Raw genomic sequence first — 21704 nt, forward strand, 5'->3', positions numbered from 1 at the left:
AACGGTTGGGGAGAAAGTCCATGGTCAATGGTCAATAGTCCATAGATGGGAATTGCCATGATCCATCGGCAATGAACTATCGGCTAATATCCACATCTGTCCAACTTTTCAACAATACCGCCAAAGCCGGGGCAATGCATTAACTTAGCCGTTTATTAAAAAGGAGTAAACCGCTTGTCAAAAAACGCTACCAAAGAAACCCCCTTAATGCAGCAGTATAATACCATTAAGGCTAAGTACCCCGGTGCTTTGCTGCTGTTTCGCGTGGGCGATTTTTACGAAACTTTTGGTGAGGATGCCATCAAAGCATCCGGCATATTGGGTATTACGCTTACACGCCGGGCCAACGGTGCTGCTGCTTATATTGAGCTGGCTGGTTTTCCGCACCACTCGGTAGAAACTTACCTGTCAAAACTGGTGCGCGCAGGTCAACGTGTGGCTATCTGCGACCAGCTGGAAGATCCAAAAACCACCAAAACCATCGTTAAACGTGGCGTTACCGAACTAGTTACCCCGGGCGTAGCCACCAACGATAATATCCTTAATCAAAAAAGTAATAACTACCTCGCTTCGCTGTATTTTGAAAAGAACAGCTTGGGCGTTGCCTTTATAGATATTTCAACCGGCGAGTTTCAAACCGCGCAGGGCAGCCCGGATTATATTGATAAGCTGCTACAAGGTTTTAACCCCAGCGAGATCATTTACCCCAAAAGCCGCAAAGCGGATTTTAAAGAGTATTACGGCGACCGCTATTACACTTACACGCTTGATGAGTGGCCATACAGCGGCGATTACGCAACAGAAACACTGTTAAAACACTTTAGCGTAAAATCATTAAAAGGCTTTGGCATTGATAAGCTTAACCTGGGCATTATAGCCGCGGGTGTGGCCTTGCATTACCTAAACGAAACAGAACACCGCAATCTGCAGCATATTTCGGCTATTAGTCGTATTGAAGAGGATAGGTACCTGTGGCTCGATCGCTTTAGTGTGCGTAACCTGGAGCTGATCGGTTCGGCTAACGAGAACGCATCCACATTAGTTGATGTGCTGGACAATACCTGCTCACCAATGGGTGCCCGCTTGCTGCGTCGATGGATAGTAATGCCCTTAAAGGAACTAAAGCCTATTAACGACCGCCTTGGCGTGGTTGAATACCTGATAGGCAACGAAGAACTGCGCGAAGATCTGCAGCAACACATCCGCCAGATAGGCGACCTGGAAAGGCTAATATCAAAAATTGGTCTGCAAAAAGCTAACCCGCGCGAAGTTTGCCAGCTAAAGAAAGCTTTGCTAGCCATTGAGGCTATCAAACAACAGTGCGAACGGTCTGCCAGCCTGCCCTTAAAAGCAATTGGCGAACAACTGAATCCTTGCACTACGATTTGTGAGAAAATAGCCCGCGAATTGCACCCCGAGCCGCCGGTTATGGTGGTAAAAGGTTCGGTGATGAACGAGGGCATCAACGAAGAACTAGATCGCCTGCGTAAGATCGCTTTTGGTGGCAAAGGTTATTTGTTAGAGATACAAAAGCGAGAAGCGGAAAGCACAGGTATACCATCGCTTAAAGTATCCTTTAATAATGTGTTTGGCTATTACCTGGAAGTAACCCACAGCCATCGCGACAAGGTGCCTGCCGATTGGATCCGCAAGCAAACGCTGGTTAACGCCGAACGTTACATCACCCCCGAACTCAAAGAATACGAGGAGCAGATTTTAGGTGCTGAGGAAAAGATATTTACTTTGGAAACCCAAATGTATAATGAGTTGCTGTATGCACTATCAGAATACATTAAACCTATACAGCTTAACGCGCAGCTGATAGCCCGCTTGGATGTGCTGCTGAACTTTGCTGCCATCTCCATCAAAAACTACTACGTTAAGCCCGATATTACCGAAGGCAAAGAGCTGGATATTAAAGGCGGCCGCCACCCTGTTATTGAAAAGAACTTGCCGGTAGGCGAGGAATACATCACCAACGATGTTTTCCTGGACTCGGAAACGCAACAGATCATCATCATTACCGGCCCTAACATGGCGGGTAAATCGGCCCTGTTAAGGCAAACCGGCTTAATTGTGCTCATGGCGCAGATGGGCTGCTTTGTACCGGCCAAATCGGCTTCAATTGGTTTGGTTGATAAGATATTTACCAGGGTAGGCGCGTCGGATAACCTGTCATCGGGCGAATCAACCTTTATGGTGGAGATGAACGAGACGGCGAGCATTTTGAATAACCTGTCGGATAGAAGCCTGATCTTACTAGATGAGATAGGCCGCGGTACTTCCACTTATGATGGTATCTCCATCGCCTGGTCCATTGCCGAATACCTGCATAATCATCCATCAGCGAAAGCCAAAACACTATTCGCTACGCATTACCACGAGCTGAATGAGTTGAGCAATAGCTTTAACCGCATCAAAAACTATAACGTAACGGTAAAGGAAATTGGTCACCAGATCATCTTCCTGCGCAAATTGGTTCCCGGCGGAAGCGAGCACAGCTTCGGTATCCACGTAGCCAAACTGGCCGGTATGCCGACAAAGGTATTATCGCGCGCAAACGAGATCCTTAAAAAACTGGAAAACGAACGCACCGGCGGCGAACATATAAAAGAAAGCATCCGCAAAGTACAAAAGCAAGCCGTGCAAATGCAGATGTTCAGTATTGACGACCCTGTGCTGGTGAAGATCCGCGACACGCTGAATAACCTGGATGTAAATACCCTTACACCGGTAGAGGCTTTGATGAAGCTGGATGAGATACAACGGCTGATAAAAAGCTAATACCCCACCTAGATCCTCCCCAAAGGGGAGGACTTGGATGTGGATATGTTCAAAACCTTGACAACCATCATCGTTTGTTCCTCATTACTTTTACGGCATGAAGTTAAACCGTTTCGTTCTGCTGTTAAGCTTTGCTGTGCTTGTGCTATCTGCCTGTCATAGTAAAAAAGCCATTATGAAAGGTGAAGTAGGTGAACTGGTTGCACCACAACCAAGTATTGCCGAAAAGTACTCGGCCATAATGGGGGTAAGCAAACGCGATATTCAAAACGGCCGCCTGTATAATTTTATCGAACTTTGGGCCGGCACACCTTACAAATTTGGCGGTCAGGATAAAAACGGTATCGACTGCTCGGGCCTTACCCAGCTTTTACAACAAGAAGTTTACGGCATCAAACTACCCAGAATTACTTACCAACAAGTAGCCGTAATAAAGCGCAAATACGAGGACGAATTACGCGAAGGCGACCTGGTTTTCTTTGATTTTGACGGTAAGCAGTTTAGCCATGTAGGCGTTTATCTGCAAAATGGCTACTTTGTACACGCTAGTACCCGCAAAGGCGTTATGGTTGCCCGTTTGCATGATAATGGTATCTATCAATATTTCTCGCGCGGCGGTTCGGTTATATTAGATGCTACTGTTGCGGCGCAGGTTAATTAGCACCATCTTCTTCTTCCGCATGTTTCTGTTTTTTTCGCGAAGCAAACAAGCGGGCTAAAATGGGTCCATCGTTTTTAGCTTCGGGATAATAGCGTTTTCGTGTAACCGTTTGTAAAAGTCCCCATAGTATAAAGGCCAATGCATAGGCCAGCGCCTCAAATTCCATCAAATAAACTATGAGGCTGTAAATAACTATAATTGGTATGGCTATAAGGTTAAGGCGTTGTACTTTCCACTCCAGGTTGGTTTCAATATTATGTGCTTGTATGCAGATCGTTTTGGCATTCCGAACCAAATACCCCGCCAACAAGGTTTGTGTAAATATTACCGCCATTATGATGTTGAAATAAGCGAACATGCCATAATACACCTTCGGACGTAATGAGTCCGTCATTACCGAAACACCAAAGGGAAACAAAGAAATAGCGAACAAAAACACCAGGTTGTAAATGATCAGTGCCCGGGTATAATCCTTCAAAAAGCTGAAAATTTTGAGGTGCTTCATCCAAAACATCCCAACAAAAAAGAAAGAAATGCCGTAGCCCACCAGTTTTGGGAATATCTCATGCATAAATACCTCGCGCACTTTTTCCATACTTGCTTCGCGGATACCTTCAGGCAGTTTAATCTCGATAACCATAATGGTTATGATGATGGCGAAAACCGCGTCGCTGAACAAAATAATGCGTTCCAGCTGAAATTCTTTCTTTATTTCTTCGTTGTGATGTTGATCCATAGCTAAATATAATTCATAATTTTGTAACCACCATGCCCAAGCAAGATTATTCATTCTGGACTAAATACAAGCGCTTTGCCAATACCGAAATTTTACTGTATGTAATTATGGTTGTGGGTATTATACTCGGCATATGGATATTTAGTTAGTCACCCTTAATTCTTTTCTATAATCCCGTTTTTTTTAGGACTTTTACACCTTCATATTACTGATCCGCACCCGCACATGAAATTAAATTTGAAGCGCCCGTTGGCTTTCTTCGATATTGAAGCAACCGGTATAAATATTGGCGTCGACCGCATTGTTGAAATATCAGTTATCAAGTTAAATCCTGATGGGAGTGAAGACGTAGGCACCTGGCGCGTTAACCCGGGCATGCCAATCCCGTTAGAGACTTCGTTAATACATGGTATTTACGATGAACATATTGCTAACGAGCCCCTGTTTGAAGCACTTGCCACCAGCGTAGCCGAATTTATTGGCGATGCCGACCTGGCGGGATACAATTCCAACAAATTTGATATCCCGATGCTGATGGAAGAGTTTTTGCGTGTAGGTGTGGAGTTTGATCTTTCAAGCCGTCATTTTGTTGATGTGCAGAATATTTTCCACCAAATGGAACAGCGTACGCTTAAAGCGGCGTACAAGTTTTATTGCGATAAGGATATTATTAACGCGCATTCGGCCGAAGCGGATACCCGCGCTACCATGGAGGTTTTGCTGGCGCAGATAGAGCGTTATGAGAACACGGAGTGGGAAGATAAAAAAGGAAATAAAAGCATCCCGGTGGTTAACCACGTAGAGGGCCTGCATGCGTTTACCAACCTGCACCGCCCGGTTGATTTTGCCGGCAGAATGGCTTATAACGATGCCGGGGAAGAGGTATTTAACTTCGGCAAACATAAAGGTAAAAAGGTAGAGGACGTTTTCAACGCCGAGCCAAGCTATTACTCATGGATGATGAACGGCGATTTTCCGCTATACACCAAACGTAAGCTGGAAGAGATATACAGCCGCATGAACACAAAAAAACAAGCTGAGCGCGTTCAAAAACCTGCTGCACAGCCTTCGGCTACGCCAAATATTCAGAAAGAGTTATTTGCTAAGCCGGCTCAACAGAAAATTTATAACAAGCCTTACGATAACAACAAGCCATTTAAAAAGAAGGAAGAACCAGCCGCGCCTGTTAATGATGATATGCTGAAGTTATTGGCTGATAAGTTTAAGAAGGGGTAAGTTCTCTCTCCCCGGCGCGTCATTACGAGCGAGGAACGAGCGTAGTAATCCGCTTTAGAACAGTGATACGGTTACCTTTCTAAAGTGGATAGCCACGCTACGCTCGCAATGACGTCTTTTTTTACTCCCCCAAAAAATCAATATTCCTCTTCAACCCCGAAAACTTCGTCCGTTTCACGGCTGAGTTTTTAAACACTTTCTGAAATACATCCTCAGTTATCTCATTCAAATCAGCCTTGCTTAGCTGTAGCAGATCAGGGTGTGGGGTAAACGACGGTTCGTTGTGTATTACCGAGAACTTGTTCCATGGGCAAACGTCCTGGCACACATCGCAGCCAAACATCCAGTTATCCAGTTTGCCTTTAAATTCTTGGGGGATCTCGTTTTTAAGCTCGATGGTGAGGTAAGAAATGCAGCGACTGCCATCAACCACATAAGGCCCAACAATAGCATCGGTAGGGCAGGCATCAATGCAGCGGGTGCAGGTGCCGCAATGGTCGGCTGTGGGTTCAATATCGTATTCCAGTTCAAGGTCTACGATCAACTCCGCCAGGAAAAAGAAAGAACCTGCTTTTTGGTTAAGTAAATTACTGTTTTTACCTATCCAACCCATGCCCGTTTTTTTGGCCCAGGCCTTATCCAACATCGGTGCCGAATCTACAAATCCTCTACCGGCAACTTCACCAATTTCTTCATTAATGATCGCTAAAAGTTGGTTAAGTTTTTCCCTGATCACAGTATGATAATCCTGCCCGTAGGCGTATTTAGATATTTTGGGCGCTGTTGGATCAGCCTGTGTGTCTTCTGTATAATAATTGAAGCCGAGGGAAATTACGGACTTGGCACCATCAACGAGTAAGCGCGGATCAAGGCGTTTATCGAAGTAGTTTTCCATGTACTTCATTTCGCCGTGCATGCCTTTGTTAAGCCAGGCTTCCAGTCGGGGGGCTTCTTCTTCCAGGAATTCGGCTTTGGCAATCCCGCAAAACAAAAAGCCAAGTTTTTTGGCTTCTGCTTTAATAAACTGACTGTATACCGATTTGCTGTGCTGCATTTGCCACAAAGATATAGTTTTTGAAACAGACGCTTTGTAAACCTGTTACTCTAATAACAAACATACACACCATGGAAAACATAGAGAACACCGACCCGATAGATGATCAGATCACTAACGATGATAACGCCGTAACCAATAAAGACGGTGATAATAACCTGGAGCAAGGCGAGCAAAAAACCGCCGAGCCGGAAGTTAAAGCCACAGATATACCAACCGTAACACCCGAAACAGAAGCCGAAGAAGCAGAGCAGCCTGCAGTTATTAAAGGCGAACAGAACCCGGTGGAGAAAGGGGAAAATACATCTGAAGCATCAAACAAAGGGCAGGGACCGAAGGGAGAGAATTTGTAGCCCCATCAACAAACATATGATGACATACTTGTCAAATAAAAAAAGAGCCCCGTTATAGTCGGGGCTCTTTTTTTGTCTTGAGTGAGACTTAGAAGCTATTCCTAATAGAATTACTCAAAGTCTTGGCGCTCCAGTATCCGCTATCTAAAATACGGCGCACGCACATCAACGGATCGTTAGGATCGCGTTTATCTGCTAACGCGAAAGCAATTTTGAAGCCGCGTTTGTGTAATTCAGGAAAGCCCGATTTATTCCAGATACCGAACGGATAGGCAAAGTACTCTATTTTTTTGCCTGTTATTTCCTCCAGTTTTTTGGTTGGCTTGTCTATCTGTACGTTCCAATCGTCTTTTTTCGGATCGGTATCATGTTTGTATTTGCTGGTCATGTGGTGATCCCAGGTATGGCTGCCTATCACATTACCGGCGTCAGATAGCGCTTTGATCTGCTCCTTGTTCATGTAATTAGGTCTGCCGATAGATACCGTCATCACAAAATAAACTGCCTTAAAACCGTATTTCTTAAGCTCAGGGGCCGCGATGGTGTACTGATCCAAATCGGTATCATCAAAGGTTAACATGATGGGTTTACTTGGCAGTGGCGCGCCTTTGGTCAGGTAATCATACAACTGATCGGGCAGGATTGTATGGTAGCCACTATCGGCCAGCATTTTTATTTTTTGTTTGAAATCTGCAATTGGTACAATGTAATCCTTGGCATTTTTTGAATCCTTGGCGGTCCAGTCGCGTATTTGGTGGTAGCACAAAATAGGCACCTGTTTGCGGGCTAGTATAACGGCCGGGTCTTTAGTGGCAGGCAGGTTTGATGGTGCCGGAGCCACTTCGCTATTAGCTTCGCCTTCAACTTTGGTGGTGGCCTGGGCCGCGGTATCGGTTGCGGCGGCTTTATCTGTTTTTGAGGTGCATGCTACAGATGTAAGCATACATATGGGTAGAAGGATATTAAAGACTTTTAACATATTAAATAGATGATTAATTAATATGTAAAAGTAAACTTACGGAGCTTATTACGCTCCGTAAGTTTTCAACAATATTATTGTTTTTGCAATACTATGCGTTTGCCTTCGGCAATTGAACGCTTGGCAGCATCCAATATCTCCATGGCAATCATGTTGTATTTTAACGATGGCTGTTCGTTATCGTCAGAGATCTGACCACGTAAAACAGCTGTTAAATACAATAATGGATCGTTAGTGGGCGTTGGCAAACCTTTGGCTTTGTTAACAACACCATAACCACCTTCTTTTAACCTGAATTGTACATTATTGCCATCAAAAGCATGAATAACGCCACGCTCGCCCCAAACTTCCATATCCTTAATGTTGAGTGCCCAGTTCCACGAAGCTTCAATAGAGGCGGTAGAATTAGCATACTCTACCAAAATGGTAGCGTCATCTTCAACTTTAGGGTATACCGATGGTTTGTAGTGTTTGGCAACAGCAGTTACCGCAATAGGGCGCTCGCCATGGTTAAGCCAGGTAGCCAGGTTGGCACCATAGCAACCAAAGTCATTTAAAGCACCGGCGCCGTTTAAAACCGGGTCGGTAAGCCATGAGGTGAATTCCACGCTGCAACCGATCTCAATAGGCCCTTTATGGCCATCGCGGATAACCATGCGGCGTATTTTGCCAATACTGTCCTGCTGTACCTTATCATATACATATTTAAATGATGGGTACCAGGTGGTCTCAAAATTGGTTAATACTTTAACATTGTATTTGTTGGCCAATGCCTCTATGCGTTTTGCTTGCGCAAGCGTAGCTGCCAGTGGTTTTTCAACCATAACAGGGATGTGCAATGGCGCGCATAGTTCAACAATGTCCACATGTTTGGCAACCTCGTTATAGCCCAGCATTACTTCGGGTTTGGTGGCCTTGATCATTTTGGCCGCGTTGTCGAAGTAAATAGAGTCGGGAAGGTTATAACGTTTTTTCATTTTCTCCCATAACGCCTTGCTTGGTTCATATACACCAACTATGTTGGCGTTACCGCGTTTCATCTGGCTAAAAAAACCGCTGATGTGGTCATGGTTTAAACCATATATGCCCAGGCGCAGGCGGGTATCCTGCGCACTTGCTGTAAGCGCGCAGGATACGGTGATTGCCAATATTGCCAGTCTTTTTAAAAAGACTGATTTTTTACTTTTCATTTGATAATGAGTAAGGGAAATTAGCTTCTTGTGTACCTCTGGTTTTGTTAGGTGTTGGCGACATGCTGAAGTTGATAACACCACCCTGCGATAAAGCCGAGTGAGCGAACCAGTTGTTAGCATGTGGTTTACCGTTAAGGCTTACCGCACCTACATATTTGTTAGCCTCACTGTTGTTGGCAGCGTTGATAACCAATTTTTTGCCGTTCTCTAAAGTGATTGTCATGTTTTTAAACAATGGCGTACCAATTACGTACTGGTTGCTGGTAGGGCAAACAGGGTAGAAGCCCATTGCCGAGAACACATACCAGGCCGAAGTTTGACCGTTATCCTCATCACCGCAATAACCATCAGGCGTTGGTTGGTAAAGTTTACCCATCGCGTCGCGAACGTGCTCTTGTGATTTCCATGGCTCGCCGGCAAAGTTATATAGGTATAACATGTGCTGGATAGGTTGGTTACCGTGAGCGTACTGACCCATGTTCATGATCTGCATCTCGCGGATCTCGTGGATAACACCACCGTAGTAGCTATCGTCAAATACTGGTGGAATGATAAAGATCGAATCCAGCTTGTTGATGAATTTTTGTTTACCACCTAACAGGTTAACCATGCCCTGGATATCGTGCAAAGCTGCCCAGCTGTAGTGCCACGCGTTACCTTCGGTGAAAGCATCACCCCATTTAAGTGGGTTGTATGGCGATTGGAACTGACCATCTTTGTTTTTACCACGCATTAAACCATGCGTAGGATCAAACAAATTACGGTAGTTTAACGAACGTTGTTTAAATATGTCGATCTCTGAAGCAGGTTTGCCTAAAGCTTTACCCAGTTTCCATATCGCGAAATCATCATATGCGTACTCTAAAGTACGGGCAGCGTTCTCGTTTATTTTAACATCATAAGGTACATAACCTAAAGTGTTGTAGTATTGAACGCCTTTTCTGCCGGTAGCCGCAGGGCCTTCGTTGTTTGCGCCGTGTACTACAGCTTCCCAAAGTTTGTTAATGTCATAACCACGGATGCCTTTTAAATAAGCATCGGCCACTACAGAAGCAGAGTTGTTACCGATCATGATATCAGAATAACCCGGGCTTGACCACTCAGGCAACCAGCCGCCTTCTTTATAATCGTTGATCAGGCCTTCCTGCATTTCTTTGTCTATTGATGGATAAACAAGGTTCAGGAATGGATATAAAGCACGGAAGGTATCCCAGAAACCGGTACCGGCAAATTTGTAGCCAGGTAATACTTCGCCGTTTTGAGCGCTCCAGTGCATTTTTTGGCCTTTAGCGTCAATTTCGTACATTTTGTTAGGGAAGAACAGCATGCGGTATAAGCATGAGTAGAAGGTGCGTGTTTGGTCAACGGTACCGCCAGATACATCTATCTTACCTAAAGTTTTGTTCCAAATAGCGCGGCCTTTAGCTGCAGTAGCGTCAAAGCTATCACCCGCTAATTCTCTTTTTAAGCTGATATCAGCCTGTTCAATGCTGATGAATGATGAAGCAACACGCAGGTTAACTTTCTCGCCTCTAACTGTTTTAAAGCCGATGGCTGCAACAGCGTGAGCTGCGCTTAGTTCTTTGCTGTCGGTTAGGTTAGCAATTTCAGTTCTTACACGAGAACCTTCCACTTGTTTTTCCTCTACATTGTAAGTACGCGATAGCGTGAATGGCTTATCTACATAAATAACAAAGTAGTTTTTAAAGTTCTTCAACGGGCCACGTGCGTAGCGGGTTGAATAACCAACAATTTTGTTTTCGCCGGGGATAACTTTAATGTATGATCCTCTTTCAAACGCATCGATAACGATAAATGAGCTATCGGCTTTAGGGAAAGTGAAACGGAACTGCGCAGCACGTTCGGTAGGGGTGATCTCGGTAGTTACATCATGATCAGCCAGGTAAACACTGTAATAGTAAGGTTTTACGATCTCGGCTTTGTGAGAGAACCAGCTGGCGCGACCAGTCTGCGTTACTTTCAGGCTTTTGGTCATCGGCATGATAGAGAACTGACCGTAATCGTTCATCCATGGCGATGGCTGGTGGGTTTGTTTAAAGCCTTGTATTTTATGCGCATCATAAGTGTAGGTCCACCCGTCGCCGTTAGGGCCGGTTTGCGGAGTCCAGAAGTTCATACCCCACGGTAACGCGATGGTAGGGTAGGTATTACCATTTGATAGGTCGCCTTTTGAAGCTGTACCCATCAGCGGGTTAACCCAGTCTACAGGGTTGGTTACTTTGGTAACCATCTGCGCATACGAGCTTCCGCATAGTAATAACGATGCAAAAAGTAATGTTTTTTTCATACTTGTTGATTTATAGCACAATGACTATGAGTAAATTGGTTTGTTGGATGTATTTGGTATAATGTATTAAATGCAAAGCAATAGTAGCAATAAAACTCAAAATAAGGAAGGATTTCCGCCTAGTTTTATCTTGCCCAAATGCTTGTACGCTGCTTCGGTAGCTTCGCGGCCACGAGCTGTGCGCATTAAAAAGCCTTCCTGTATCAAAAACGGCTCATAAACTTCCTCAATAGTACCTTCATCTTCGCCTACGGCAGTGGCTACGGTTTTTAAACCTACAGGGCCGCCTTTAAATTTATCAATGATGGTGGTGAGGATCTTATTGTCCATTTCGTCCAGACCATGCTCATCTACGTTTAAAGCGTTCAAAGCAAATTGCGCTATCTCGGTATCTATCTTTCCGTTACCTTTTATCTGGGCAAAATCGCGCGTGCGGCGTAGTAGCGCGTTGGCTATACGCGGGGTGCCACGGCTGCGGCGGGCTATCTCGTAAGCACCTTCATCAGTAATAGGCGTATTTAATATAGATGATGATCTTAAAACTATGGTAGTTAATAATTTAGCATCATAATACTCCAGCCTTGAATTAATTCCGAAACGGGCACGAAGCGGAGCTGTCAACAATCCCGATCGGGTGGTGGCACCAACCAAGGTGAACGGGTTAAGCGATATTTGCACCGAGCGCGCGTTGGGGCCGCTCTCCAGCATAATATCTATCTTAAAATCCTCCATGGCCGAATACAAATACTCTTCAACCAGCGGACTTAAACGGTGGATCTCATCAATAAAAAGAATATCGCCTGTCTCCAAATTAGTTAACAAACCCGCCAGATCACCGGGCTTATCCAGAACAGGGCCCGAAGTTATTTTGATACCCACGCCCATCTCGTTAGCGATGATGTGCGACAGGGTAGTTTTACCCAATCCCGGAGGGCCGTGTAGCAAAACATGGTCAAGCGCTTCGCCACGCTGGCGGGCGGCCTGCACAAATATTTTAATGTTAGCCAGTATTTTTTGCTGACCGGTAAAATCTTCGAATGCCTGCGGGCGCAACACTTTTTCAATATCACGCTCAACAGGAGTGAGGCGTTCCGCGTCAGGATCCAGGTGTTCATTCATTACCAACGAAATTAGTATTTTTTATTTCGGATATCGAATGTTTGATGCCCGATTTTGTCAATTATTAAGTAAATCCTCGCAGATGATCATTCGTATCCAATTTCAATGGCTATTTGAAAGTCTGATCTACAGCTTTAAAAAAAACTTAATTACATTTGATAGCACAGTAAATAAAAAATATTGGCATAACCTATACCTATGAAAATAAAACGCCTGGTTAACTTTTTGATCGATCTTCTTGCTGTCTTTGCCATATTACTTGCAATAGGGTGTTATGCCGGAGGTTCGGACCTGGTATTAACCGAAAGCGCTCGACAAATACTATTTCTAGCGGTTTATTATGGATACTATTTTGTTTTTGAAGTTATGACAGGTAGAACCATCGGAAAGTACATAACGAAAACGAAAGTTGTTTTAAAAGATGGCTCAGAACCAGGTATCGATAAGATTTTGATTAGAACTGCTATTCGCTACTTAAACGGTATGGAAATAATAATATTTATTGTATCAGGTTTTTGCCTGCACGATAGATTTTCAGGAACGAAGGTTGTTGACGTCTCAGCTGAAAAGAATTTGATCAGCCCTCCGGATATTTCCTGAAAATGCTATTAATGCGCATCTGTATCACACCCCAAAAAGCTTCTTTGAAAATGCCCTTGGTCATTTTTGATGCGCCGGCAGTTCGATCGGTAAATATAATGGGTACTTCCGTCACTTTAAAGTTATGTCTGATGGCGGTATACTTCATTTCTATCTGGAAGGCGTAACCCACAAACTTGATCTTTTCCAGCTGGATGGTTTCTAAAACTTTACGTTTGTAGCACATGAAACCGGCCGTAAAATCCTGCACGTTCTCGCCGGTAATGAAGCGTACGTAAACTGAAGCGAAATAGCTCATCAGTACACGGCTCATAGGCCAATTAACCACGTTAACGCCGGTTACGTAGCGCGAACCTACGGCAACATCAGCACCTTCGTCGGCGCAGGCTTCGCGCAGGCGCAGCAGGTCGCTGGGGTTGTGCGAGAAATCGGCATCCATCTCGAAGATATAGTCGTACAATTTGGCAATGGCCCATTTAAAGCCGTGGATATAGGCAGTACCCAATCCTTGTTTACCGGCACGTTCTTCTATGAAAAGTTTATCAGAAAATTCGGCTTGCAGGTTTTTAACTATTTGATTGGTGCCATCCGGCGAACCATCGTCAATAACCAATATATGAAAATCATGAGGCAAAGCAAACACCGTACGGATCATCCGTTCAATATTTTCTTTTTCGTTATAGGTAGGTATAATTACTATGCTATCAGGCACTTAACAAAACTTAGTACGCGGTTAAAATGAGTCGCTAAATAAAGCATTTTAGCGCTTATTAAAAAATTTAAGCAGAGCCGGTAATTGCTCTGCTTAAATAACGTGTATTTTAATTATAAATTATGGGTATCGACAACCACTTTAGCGTCCGGTTCTTGCTCGGGCTCGTTAATATAGTTACGCTCTTTTAAACGTGGCGAAACAAACAGGAACAACACGAAGAAAGCGGTACAAATACCAACAAATAACCAATAAAAATCGGCACCAATAAAGCGCGAAAAGAAACCACCTGCCGCAATGTTACCGTTAACCAAGGCATCAAATAAGTTACCTGCCGCTACGGTTAATAACCAGATGGCGGTCATCGTACTTTTCATTGATTTTGGAGCCTGCGTGTAAGCATATTCCAAACCGGTGATTGATACCAATACTTCCGCTGCTGATAACACCACGTAAGCGAACACCTGCCACCAAACTGATGGATGGCCGCCCGCATCAACACGCTCCTGTACAAAAGCGATGATCACAAATGATAAAGCGGTTAAAGCCAAGCCTGCACCTAAACGACGCAATGGGGTAGTTTTAACACCTAATTTATCAATAAACGGATATAAGAAATAAGTAAACAGCGGGATGAATGACAGCAGGAATATTGGATTGAAAGTTTGTACCTGACCCGCAAGAATGGTGAATTTGGTGAAACCCAGGTTAATGGTTCTGTCAAGCTTTTCAGCTTGAAGTACCCATTCTGATAGGTTTTGATCCCACATGGCCCAAAATATTGGGGCGAAAGCAAACACAGCCATTACGCGGTAAACGGCTTTAACACCTTCTACTTTTTCGGCGTTAAATTCGCCTTTGGCAACATCTAACAATGACTGGCCCTTTTTCTTTTTACCCATGTTAAACAGGGCATAAATTGAAATAAAAACAAAGTTGTTTTTGTTGATACCACCCGGCGGCACGCGTACATACATTTTGCGGCCCGAGAAGAAGATGATAGTAGCCAATGCCATTAATATACCCGGGATACCAAAGGCCCATTTAGCGCCGTAGTTTGCATAAACCCATGGAATTAATACCGTAGCAACTACCGAACCGGCATTGATACTGAAATAAAACCAGCCATAAACTTTTGACATTAGCGACGAATTGGTTTTATCAAACTGATCGCCCACGTTGGCTGATACGCATGATTTGATACCGCCCGCGCCAATGGCCACCAGCACTAAACCAAAGATGAACCCATCTAAACTATTTTCGAACAAAGCCAAACACAAGTGGCCGAAACAGTAAACGATAGAGATCCAAAGAATGATCTTGTATTTGCCGGTAAACCAATCAGCCACTAAACCACCAACAAAGGGCAGGGTGTAGGCCAGGGTTACAAAAAAGTGTGTGCTTTCGTTAGCTTTTGCTTCGGCTACGGTTTGCAGTGCCGGGTTAAGTGTGGGGTTAAAAAATTGGGCGACAAGGAAGGTTGCCAAAATAGAGCGCATGCCATAAAAGCTAAAACGCTCGGCGGCTTCGTTGCCAATAATGTACGGGATGCTTTTCGGGTACTTCGGTTCTGCGGTCACAGCATCGGCCGTTAGGGTTTGTTTGGACATAAAGATCAGTTTAATTCGGACTAAAATACTATAATTCTCTTAATTACAAATTATAGTAAAGCTATTGTTATTTGTTTGATTTTTAAACGTTTGTGTTATTGAACCTTCTTTTTTTGCACTTTGGGCACCCCTATAACAGGTTTAATTGTTGTTTTAGGGTCGATATAATCAATATCCTTTTCGGTAGGTACGTTACGCATATCAATGTTGTCAACATACTCCCAACGGCCATTTTGCAGGCGGTAACCATTATAGGATAAATCGGGCCCAAACATTTCGGGTTTGTCTTTCATCTTATCATCAGGCGGCACCAAATTATCAAACACGATCAGGTTTTGATCAGAAACATACCTCAATAACATAGATGCCTGGCGGGCATACTCAAATACCACACGGTTTTTACGTTTGCCTTTGTTGTAAAATACCGGCATACCAAATTGTGGCGCATTGTTTTTAAAGGATAATACATCAATTACCTTTTTGGTTGACTTTACGTTGTTGCCTTTCCACCCTAATAAAACATAATAAGGTGTGGCGGCATTAACCGGTACTATGCTGTAATATTGGGCGCCGTACCATTTATGATTATCAGTAACCGAATCTTCGGGGTGAGTTTGCAGGGGCGAATAATCTTCTAACGGATATAGTTTCAGCGCGCCGCCGGTGTTCATTTGTATAGCACCGTAAAAACGGTAGCTGCCATCATCATGCGTTAGATGCCAGGTAAATATGCGGAAGCGGTTATCGGGCGAGTTTAAAATGGTGACGGCTTTTACCGAATCGAACTTAAAAAGGAAGGAGTTGCTTACTTTAAGCGCGCTAACCAACGTTTTGATCATGTCGTAATTAGCGTTCTTTCGCTCCAGGTCGTTAGGGTTATTAATAAGTGTATTGCCTAAGTTTTTAAGGCTATCCTGGTAAAAATTAAGTTGCTTTAACTGCTCGGGTGTGTGCTGGGCAAAAGCAAAGCAACTTACCAGCAGCAAAACGATAGCAAGAGATACGTTTTTGATCACTATTTAAATATAATTGGTATGTGGTATTAACGCAAATTTTCGATAACAATTGCGCTGGCACCGCCGCCGCCATTACAAATGCCCGCGGCACCTAATTTAGCGCTATTTTGTTGTAAAACACTCAATAGGGTAACCACAATGCGCGCACCTGATGCACCCAGCGGGTGGCCAAGCGAAACGGCGCCGCCGTTTACGTTAACTTTCGAGGGATCTAAGTTTAATTCGCGGTTGTTGGCTACAGATACCACCGAGAACGCTTCGTTTATTTCAAAATAGTCAATTTGATCAATATTCAGTTTGGCACGATGTAGAGCCAATGGGATAGCTTTTGCCGGGGCGGTAGTGAACCATTCGGGCGCCTGTTGCGCATCGGCAAATGACACAATACGGGCTAATGGCTTTATACCTAATTCGTCGGCTTTTTCGCGGCTCATCAAAACTACGGCCGCGGCGCCATCGTTCAGGGTGGAGGCGTTTGCAGCGGTTACAGTACCGTCTTTTTTAAATACAGGTTTTAGTGTGGCGATCTTGTCAAATTTAACGGTGGCGGGTTCCTCGTCGTCGCTAAATAGCGTAGTGTTGCCTTTTCTGTCAGTCAACTCAACCGGGGTTATCTCGCTTACAAATTTGCCGTTGTTTTGTGCCGCTTGCGCGCGATGGTAGGATTCGATGGCGTAAGCGTCCTGATCTTCGCGGCTGATGTTGCACTCTACGGCGCAAAGCTCGGCTGCTGATCCCATGTGGTAATCGTTATAAACGTCCCAAAGACCGTCTTCAACCAAACCATCTATTAGCAGGTCGTTACCTAATTTATAGCCTGTACGGGCTTTGCTGAGGTAATAGGGCACATTGCTCATGCTTTCCATACCGCCGGCAACCACAATATCGTTTTGGCCGGTGGCGATGCTTTGGGCGCCCAGCATAATAGCTTTCATGCCCGAAGCGCAAACTTTGTTGATAGTAGTGGCAGGTAGGTGAGGGAGTCCCGCAAAAATAGCCGCCTGCGTAGCCGGAGCCTGGCCCAAATTGGCCGATAGCACATTACCCATAAAAACTTCCTGGATATGCTCAGGGCTTAATCCCGATCGCTCAACTACCGAACGTATAACTACAGCACCCAACTGCGTAGCTGTAAGCGAGGCCAAACTACCACCAAAACTGCCAATAGGCGTACGGGTGGCTGCAACTATTACTACTTCTCTCATCAATTATAAATCTGGTTATGCAAAGCTATCTATTTTTATTTTAAAAATACTATGCTTGCATAGTATTTGTTTAGGTTTAGGGTGCGCCACTTTTAAAAAGTGTCAATCATGGTTTTTATTAAATATCTGATAATTAGTTGCTTATAAAATAAGAAGGGTGCGCCGCTTTGCGCCGCTTTTTTGCATAAATAATTGATTATAAATATGTTGTGAAATTTAGGTGCGCCACATGCGCCACTTTAAAAGTGGCGCACCCTGATGGTATTTAAAAGTACTAAAACAGAAAATCCTGAAACGATAGTGTTTCAGGATTCAGGATCGTTATAAGCATATCTACTCTTCTTTCTTCTTTTTGGCTGTTTTTTTACGCGTCTGCAAAGCCTGTTGCAGCAGGTATTCGATCTGGCCGTTGGTGCTCCTGAATTCGGAACCAGCCCAGGTCTCTATCTCCTTCAACATTTCGGGATTGATGCGTAATATAAATGCTTTCTTTTCGGCCATAAACTTAATTAGTGCGATGCTGCCATCGCTTTCTTCTGCTGATCGACAATTACACGGTGCACGCCTAAAAATATCATCAACGGTATTAGGCCTTGCGGTACCATGTTGGGTTGTATATTAACCGGGTAAGTGCAACCAAAAAACGGGTTATCAATATGCATTACCATGCCGCAACCATCAGCTTCCCAAACCGAATTGCGCGAGAAGAAGGAATTGCGATGAAACTTAGCAGTAAAGCCGGTTTCCATGGTAAGCAGGTTAATACGACTAAACAAGTCGCGCGTTAGCGTGCCTATTTTTAGGTTAGCTTTATTATAAATGACAACATGCCTTCGGCCAAAATCTTCAAATTCAAACCGGTAAGTCTCATTAGCAACCTTGACAACAGGCTTGCGTTTTGATATGCCTTTGTAGGTCATGGTGCCGTAGGTATGCAAGTCATCTTTAAGATGATATACCGGGTTTAACCAACCGTGCCTAACTACCTTTAGTTGGGTTGCTTTATGCGAATTAAGTACTGTAAACATGGCTGTTAGTGATATAATGTACCTGTATTTACAATAGGGTTAACACTCTTATCGCCACATAACACAACCAGCAGGTTGCTCACCATGGCTGCTTTGCGTTCTTCGTCCAGATCAACTATGTTTTTGTCTGATAAGCGTTGTAAAGCCATTTCAACCATGCCAACGGCACCCTCAACAATTAGCCTTCTTGCCGATATAATGGCTGATGCCTGTTGGCGCTGTAACATAGTATGCGCAATCTCGGGGGCATAAGCCAGGTGTGATATGCGGGCTTCCAATACTTCAATGCCGGCACGCTCTAAACGTTCGTTAAGTTCTTTCTCTAATAATAAGCTTACCTGTTCGGCACCGCCGCGAAGGGTGATGCTGGCATTCTCGTCCTCAATGTTATCATATGGGAAGGAGTTGGCCAGGTGGCGTACAGCGGCTTCGCTTTGTATGTTTACGTATTGTAAGTAGTTCTCAACCGCAAAAACGGCTTTGGCGGTATCTTGTATCTGCCAAACAATAACAGCGGCAATCTCTATAGGGTTACCTACGCCATCATTTACTTTTAGCTGCTGCCCGTTAAGGTTAAATGCTTTTAGGGATACCTTTTTTTTGGTGGTAAAAGGGTTAACCCAGAAAAAACCGTCCTGCTTAACCGTACCCACATATTTACCAAACAGGGTAAGTACTTTTGATTCGTTCGGGTTTACAATAATCAGCCCCGGCAGTACCAATACAAAGTTGATAACAAATATAATTATGGCAGCCGTAAAGGATTGTATATAAATACAAAAGCCGCTAACTGCCAGCAGTACCAGGAATAAAAAGAAGGTTAAATAACCTGATGGCGCTTTGATGATTCTTTCTGTGTTCATGACTTGATTTTGATTTTAATATGATATCACAAAGATATCATATTCTGTTTCACAAAAACAATAAAAAAATACATATCGCATAAATTGTATTATTTTTGAGTGCTTAATTTAATAAATGGCAACACTCTCTATTTCACGGCAAAAGGCTTTACTGCGCAAGTACGCCCGCAACTTAAAGTTTTTAATGATGCTGATAAGCGTAGTAGTAATTGTTTACTCGCTTCCCAAACAAGCCAAGTTTAGCTACGAAATTGAAAAGGGGAGGATATGGAACCAAAAGGATCTGGTATCACCCTATAACTTCGCTATCCTTAAAACGCAAGCTGAGATTCAGGCTGATAGGAAAGCGGCACTGGCAAGTATTACGCCTTTTTACAGTATTGACGAGGACGTAGCCCGTGTTCAAACAGAGGGCTTCCGTACCGATCTGGAGGTAAAGTGGCACAATGCGGGTATACAGGATAATCAGAAAGCTAAATACATCGCCGAAGGAAATATGTTATTAAATGAAGTTTATACCCGCGGCGTATTAAACCTTAATGCCAAGTATCAGCAAAATGGCACAAACTATACCATCAGCATACTCAACAAAAATATAGCAGTTGATAGGAATACTGCCGAATTGTTTACCAAAGAGAAAGCGCTGACTTATTGCGATCTGCTAATATCACGCAGGAGCGATCTTGACAAAGCCTTCATGCTCGATCTGCTGCAAAACCGTATTCAAAACAACGTGGTGTATGATGATAAGCTTACCCTGCGTATGGAGAAGGAAGTTTTGGACGGCCTGTCATTAACTCGTGGCATGGTCCAAAAGGGCGATGCCATTGTTACAAAGGGCTCGGTAGTAAACGATGAGGTGTATCAAAAATTGGAGTCGTACAGAAAAGCATTTGAAGATAACGCCCGCGTAAACGGCGACCCGAAGCTGGTGTTGCTCGGTCAGTTTTTATTGGTATCAATTGCTGTTACCTTGTTAATGGTATTCCTGTACCTGTTCAGGCGCGATATTTATGTTGATAACCGCTTGGTGAGTTTGATATTATTGGTGGTTACGGCAATGCTGGTAACACTATCATTAGCTATCAAGTTTGAGATGCCTTATATCTATGCCATACCATATTGCATAGTCCCCATTATTATCCGCATACTGTTTGATACCCGTTTGGCGCTGTATATCCATCTACTGGTGGTATTAATAGCTGGTTTTTTCGTACCAAATAGTTTTGAATTTGCATACTTCCAGATAACAGCAGGTATGGTAGCTATATACAGTATTAAGAACCTGGTGCGCCGAGAGCAGTTCCTGATATCGGCAGTTATTATCACCTTTAGTTATTTTGTGGCCTTTTTAGGTATAGCCTTAATACGCGAGGGAAATATCGTTGAGATAGATTGGCAAGCCTTTGTACCTTATATTGTAAGCGTGTTGTTGACCTTGCTCGCTTACCCGCTTATTTATTTGTTTGAGAAAATATTTAACATAACCTCTGAGATCACCCTTATTGAGCTAACCAATACGAATGCGCCATTGTTGCGCGAAATGGCCTTCAGCGCTCCCGGTACATTCCAGCACTCGTTGCAAGTAGCCAACCTCGCCGAGAATGCGATTTACAGTATTGGTGGCAATTCATTACTGGTCAGAGCAGGGGCGTTGTATCATGACATCGGTAAAATGGAGAATCCCTTATATTTTATCGAAAACCAAACCTCAGGCTTTAATCCTCACGATAAATTATCCTACGAGGAAAGCGCGCAGATCATTATCAGGCACGTAAGTAAGGGTATTGAAATGGCCGAGAAGGCCAACCTGCCGGATATTGTTATAGACTTTATACGCACCCATCACGGTAACACCCGGGTTGACTATTTTTATCAGTCGCACCTCAAAAATTTTCCTGAAAAAATCATTGACGAGAACACTTTTAGGTATCCGGGGCCTATTCCATCCACCAAAGAGAACGCTGTTTTGATGCTTGCGGACTCGGTTGAGGCCGCTTCGCGCTCATTAAAAGAGCCCGATGAAAAATCTATCAGCGCATTGGTTGATCGTATCGTAAAATACAAATTGGATCAAAACCAATTGAACGACAGTAACATAACTTTGAAGGATATTGAGACGATAAAAAGCATTTTCAAGAAAATGTTAATGAGCATTTACCACGTGCGAATTGATTATTAATTTTTTTTTGACGGATGACTGTAATTACTATATTTGCAGTCCCTGAAAACAGGGGTTTTATTGAA

At 43.8% G+C, this 21704-nt stretch carries 19 protein-coding genes; 6 read left to right on the plus strand and 13 right to left on the minus strand.

Going from position 1 to position 21704, the window contains the following annotated elements:
- Nucleotides 1–207 precede the first annotated feature (207 nt).
- On the plus strand, nt 208–2784 hold the full coding sequence (mutS, locus tag AC59JT_RS06555) for a DNA mismatch repair protein MutS (RefSeq protein WP_497396997.1): 2577 nt from the start codon (nt 208–210) through the stop codon (nt 2782–2784).
- 97 nt (nt 2785–2881) lie between these two features.
- On the plus strand, nt 2882–3445 hold the full coding sequence (locus AC59JT_RS06560; RefSeq protein ID WP_497396999.1) for a C40 family peptidase: 564 nt from the start codon (nt 2882–2884) through the stop codon (nt 3443–3445).
- On the opposite strand, the gene AC59JT_RS06565 is transcribed toward AC59JT_RS06560, so the two are convergent.
- On the minus strand, nt 3438–4181 hold the full coding sequence (locus AC59JT_RS06565) for a TMEM175 family protein (RefSeq protein ID WP_497397001.1): 744 nt from the start codon (nt 4179–4181) through the stop codon (nt 3438–3440). The genes AC59JT_RS06560 and AC59JT_RS06565 overlap by 8 nt on opposite strands.
- Nucleotides 4182–4406: 225 nt before the next feature.
- On the opposite strand from AC59JT_RS06565, the gene AC59JT_RS06570 reads away from it, so the two are divergent.
- The gene (locus AC59JT_RS06570) at nt 4407–5417 is read left to right on the plus strand and encodes an exonuclease domain-containing protein (RefSeq protein WP_497397003.1); all 1011 of its coding nucleotides are present in this window, start codon (nt 4407–4409) and stop codon (nt 5415–5417) included.
- A 121-nt stretch (nt 5418–5538) separates the two neighbouring features.
- On the opposite strand, the gene queG is transcribed toward AC59JT_RS06570, so the two are convergent.
- On the minus strand, nt 5539–6471 hold the full coding sequence (gene queG / locus AC59JT_RS06575; RefSeq protein ID WP_497397005.1) for a tRNA epoxyqueuosine(34) reductase QueG: 933 nt from the start codon (nt 6469–6471) through the stop codon (nt 5539–5541).
- Nucleotides 6472–6542: 71 nt separating this feature from the next.
- Between queG and AC59JT_RS06580 the strand changes: the two genes are divergently transcribed.
- The gene (locus tag AC59JT_RS06580) at nt 6543–6824 is read left to right on the plus strand and encodes a hypothetical protein (RefSeq protein WP_497397007.1); all 282 of its coding nucleotides are present in this window, start codon (nt 6543–6545) and stop codon (nt 6822–6824) included.
- 88 nt (nt 6825–6912) lie between these two features.
- Here the strand turns inward: AC59JT_RS06580 and AC59JT_RS06585 are convergent, their stop codons facing one another.
- The 4 genes from AC59JT_RS06585 to ruvB form a co-directional block, all read right to left on the minus strand.
- A complete protein-coding gene (locus AC59JT_RS06585) occupies nt 6913–7767 on the minus strand; it encodes a polysaccharide deacetylase family protein (protein ID WP_497397009.1) in 855 nt (284 codons plus the stop codon).
- A gap of 110 nt (nt 7768–7877) precedes the next feature.
- A complete protein-coding gene (locus tag AC59JT_RS06590; RefSeq protein WP_497397011.1) occupies nt 7878–8993 on the minus strand; it encodes a Gfo/Idh/MocA family protein in 1116 nt (371 codons plus the stop codon).
- The gene (locus AC59JT_RS06595) at nt 8983–11304 is read right to left on the minus strand and encodes a GH92 family glycosyl hydrolase (RefSeq protein ID WP_497397013.1); all 2322 of its coding nucleotides are present in this window, start codon (nt 11302–11304) and stop codon (nt 8983–8985) included. The genes AC59JT_RS06590 and AC59JT_RS06595 overlap by 11 nt, the downstream gene beginning before the upstream one ends.
- 96 nt (nt 11305–11400) lie before the next feature.
- A complete protein-coding gene (gene ruvB, locus AC59JT_RS06600) occupies nt 11401–12423 on the minus strand; it encodes a Holliday junction branch migration DNA helicase RuvB (RefSeq protein ID WP_497397016.1) in 1023 nt (340 codons plus the stop codon).
- 198 nt (nt 12424–12621) lie between these two features.
- Between ruvB and AC59JT_RS06605 the strand changes: the two genes are divergently transcribed.
- Nucleotides 12622–13023 (plus strand): RDD family protein, encoded by a 402-nt coding sequence (locus tag AC59JT_RS06605; protein ID WP_497397019.1) that lies wholly within the window; start codon nt 12622–12624, stop codon nt 13021–13023.
- Here the strand turns inward: AC59JT_RS06605 and AC59JT_RS06610 are convergent.
- From AC59JT_RS06610 to AC59JT_RS06640, 7 genes are all read right to left on the minus strand, one after another.
- Nucleotides 13001–13735 (minus strand): polyprenol monophosphomannose synthase, encoded by a 735-nt coding sequence (locus AC59JT_RS06610; RefSeq protein ID WP_497397021.1) that lies wholly within the window; start codon nt 13733–13735, stop codon nt 13001–13003. The two genes, AC59JT_RS06605 and AC59JT_RS06610, sit on opposite strands and share 23 nt — an antisense overlap.
- Before the next feature lie 113 nt (nt 13736–13848).
- Entirely contained in the window at nt 13849–15345 is a 1497-nt protein-coding gene (locus tag AC59JT_RS06615) for a POT family MFS transporter (RefSeq protein ID WP_497397023.1), read from the minus strand.
- Nucleotides 15346–15440: 95 nt separating this feature from the next.
- Nucleotides 15441–16361, minus strand: a complete 921-nt coding sequence (locus AC59JT_RS06620) for a hypothetical protein (protein WP_497397025.1) — start codon at nt 16359–16361, stop codon at nt 15441–15443.
- Nucleotides 16362–16387: 26 nt separating this feature from the next.
- Entirely contained in the window at nt 16388–17566 is a 1179-nt protein-coding gene (locus AC59JT_RS06625; protein WP_497397027.1) for an acetyl-CoA C-acyltransferase, read from the minus strand.
- Between the two features lie 333 nt (nt 17567–17899).
- Nucleotides 17900–18067 carry a type II toxin-antitoxin system antitoxin gene (locus tag AC59JT_RS06630; RefSeq protein ID WP_497397029.1) on the minus strand — a complete coding sequence of 56 codons (168 nt, stop codon included), beginning with the start codon at nt 18065–18067 and terminating at the stop codon, nt 17900–17902.
- Between the two features lie 8 nt (nt 18068–18075).
- Complete coding sequence (locus tag AC59JT_RS06635) at nt 18076–18594, minus strand: hypothetical protein (RefSeq protein WP_497397031.1); 519 nt, start codon at nt 18592–18594, stop codon at nt 18076–18078.
- Nucleotides 18595–18599: 5 nt separating this feature from the next.
- Complete coding sequence (locus tag AC59JT_RS06640; RefSeq protein ID WP_497397033.1) at nt 18600–19457, minus strand: SPFH domain-containing protein; 858 nt, start codon at nt 19455–19457, stop codon at nt 18600–18602.
- A 115-nt stretch (nt 19458–19572) separates the two neighbouring features.
- Between AC59JT_RS06640 and AC59JT_RS06645 the strand changes: the two genes are divergently transcribed.
- Nucleotides 19573–21639 (plus strand): HD family phosphohydrolase, encoded by a 2067-nt coding sequence (locus AC59JT_RS06645; protein WP_497397035.1) that lies wholly within the window; start codon nt 19573–19575, stop codon nt 21637–21639.
- Nucleotides 21640–21704: the final 65 nt, after the last annotated feature.

It is taken from the genome of Mucilaginibacter sp. A3364, assembly GCF_059690715.1.

Coding starts and splice junctions, on each gene's coding strand:
- mutS (WP_497396997.1), top strand. CDS start 208: ATGCAGCAGTATAATACCATTAAGGCTAAGTACCCCGGTGCTTTGCTG.
- AC59JT_RS06560 (WP_497396999.1), top strand. CDS start 2,882: ATGAAGTTAAACCGTTTCGTTCTGCTGTTAAGCTTTGCTGTGCTTGTG.
- AC59JT_RS06565 (WP_497397001.1), bottom strand. CDS start 4,181: ATGGATCAACATCACAACGAAGAAATAAAGAAAGAATTTCAGCTGGAA.
- AC59JT_RS06570 (WP_497397003.1), top strand. CDS start 4,407: ATGAAATTAAATTTGAAGCGCCCGTTGGCTTTCTTCGATATTGAAGCA.
- queG (WP_497397005.1), bottom strand. CDS start 6,471: ATGCAGCACAGCAAATCGGTATACAGTCAGTTTATTAAAGCAGAAGCC.
- AC59JT_RS06580 (WP_497397007.1), top strand. CDS start 6,543: ATGGAAAACATAGAGAACACCGACCCGATAGATGATCAGATCACTAAC.
- AC59JT_RS06585 (WP_497397009.1), bottom strand. CDS start 7,767: ATGCTTACATCTGTAGCATGCACCTCAAAAACAGATAAAGCCGCCGCA.
- AC59JT_RS06590 (WP_497397011.1), bottom strand. CDS start 8,993: ATGAAAAGTAAAAAATCAGTCTTTTTAAAAAGACTGGCAATATTGGCA.
- AC59JT_RS06595 (WP_497397013.1), bottom strand. CDS start 11,304: ATGAAAAAAACATTACTTTTTGCATCGTTATTACTATGCGGAAGCTCG.
- ruvB (WP_497397016.1), bottom strand. CDS start 12,423: ATGAATGAACACCTGGATCCTGACGCGGAACGCCTCACTCCTGTTGAG.
- AC59JT_RS06605 (WP_497397019.1), top strand. CDS start 12,622: ATGAAAATAAAACGCCTGGTTAACTTTTTGATCGATCTTCTTGCTGTC.
- AC59JT_RS06615 (WP_497397023.1), bottom strand. CDS start 15,345: ATGTCCAAACAAACCCTAACGGCCGATGCTGTGACCGCAGAACCGAAG.
- AC59JT_RS06625 (WP_497397027.1), bottom strand. CDS start 17,566: ATGAGAGAAGTAGTAATAGTTGCAGCCACCCGTACGCCTATTGGCAGT.
- AC59JT_RS06630 (WP_497397029.1), bottom strand. CDS start 18,067: ATGGCCGAAAAGAAAGCATTTATATTACGCATCAATCCCGAAATGTTG.
- AC59JT_RS06635 (WP_497397031.1), bottom strand. CDS start 18,594: ATGTTTACAGTACTTAATTCGCATAAAGCAACCCAACTAAAGGTAGTT.
- AC59JT_RS06640 (WP_497397033.1), bottom strand. CDS start 19,457: ATGAACACAGAAAGAATCATCAAAGCGCCATCAGGTTATTTAACCTTC.
- AC59JT_RS06645 (WP_497397035.1), top strand. CDS start 19,573: ATGGCAACACTCTCTATTTCACGGCAAAAGGCTTTACTGCGCAAGTAC.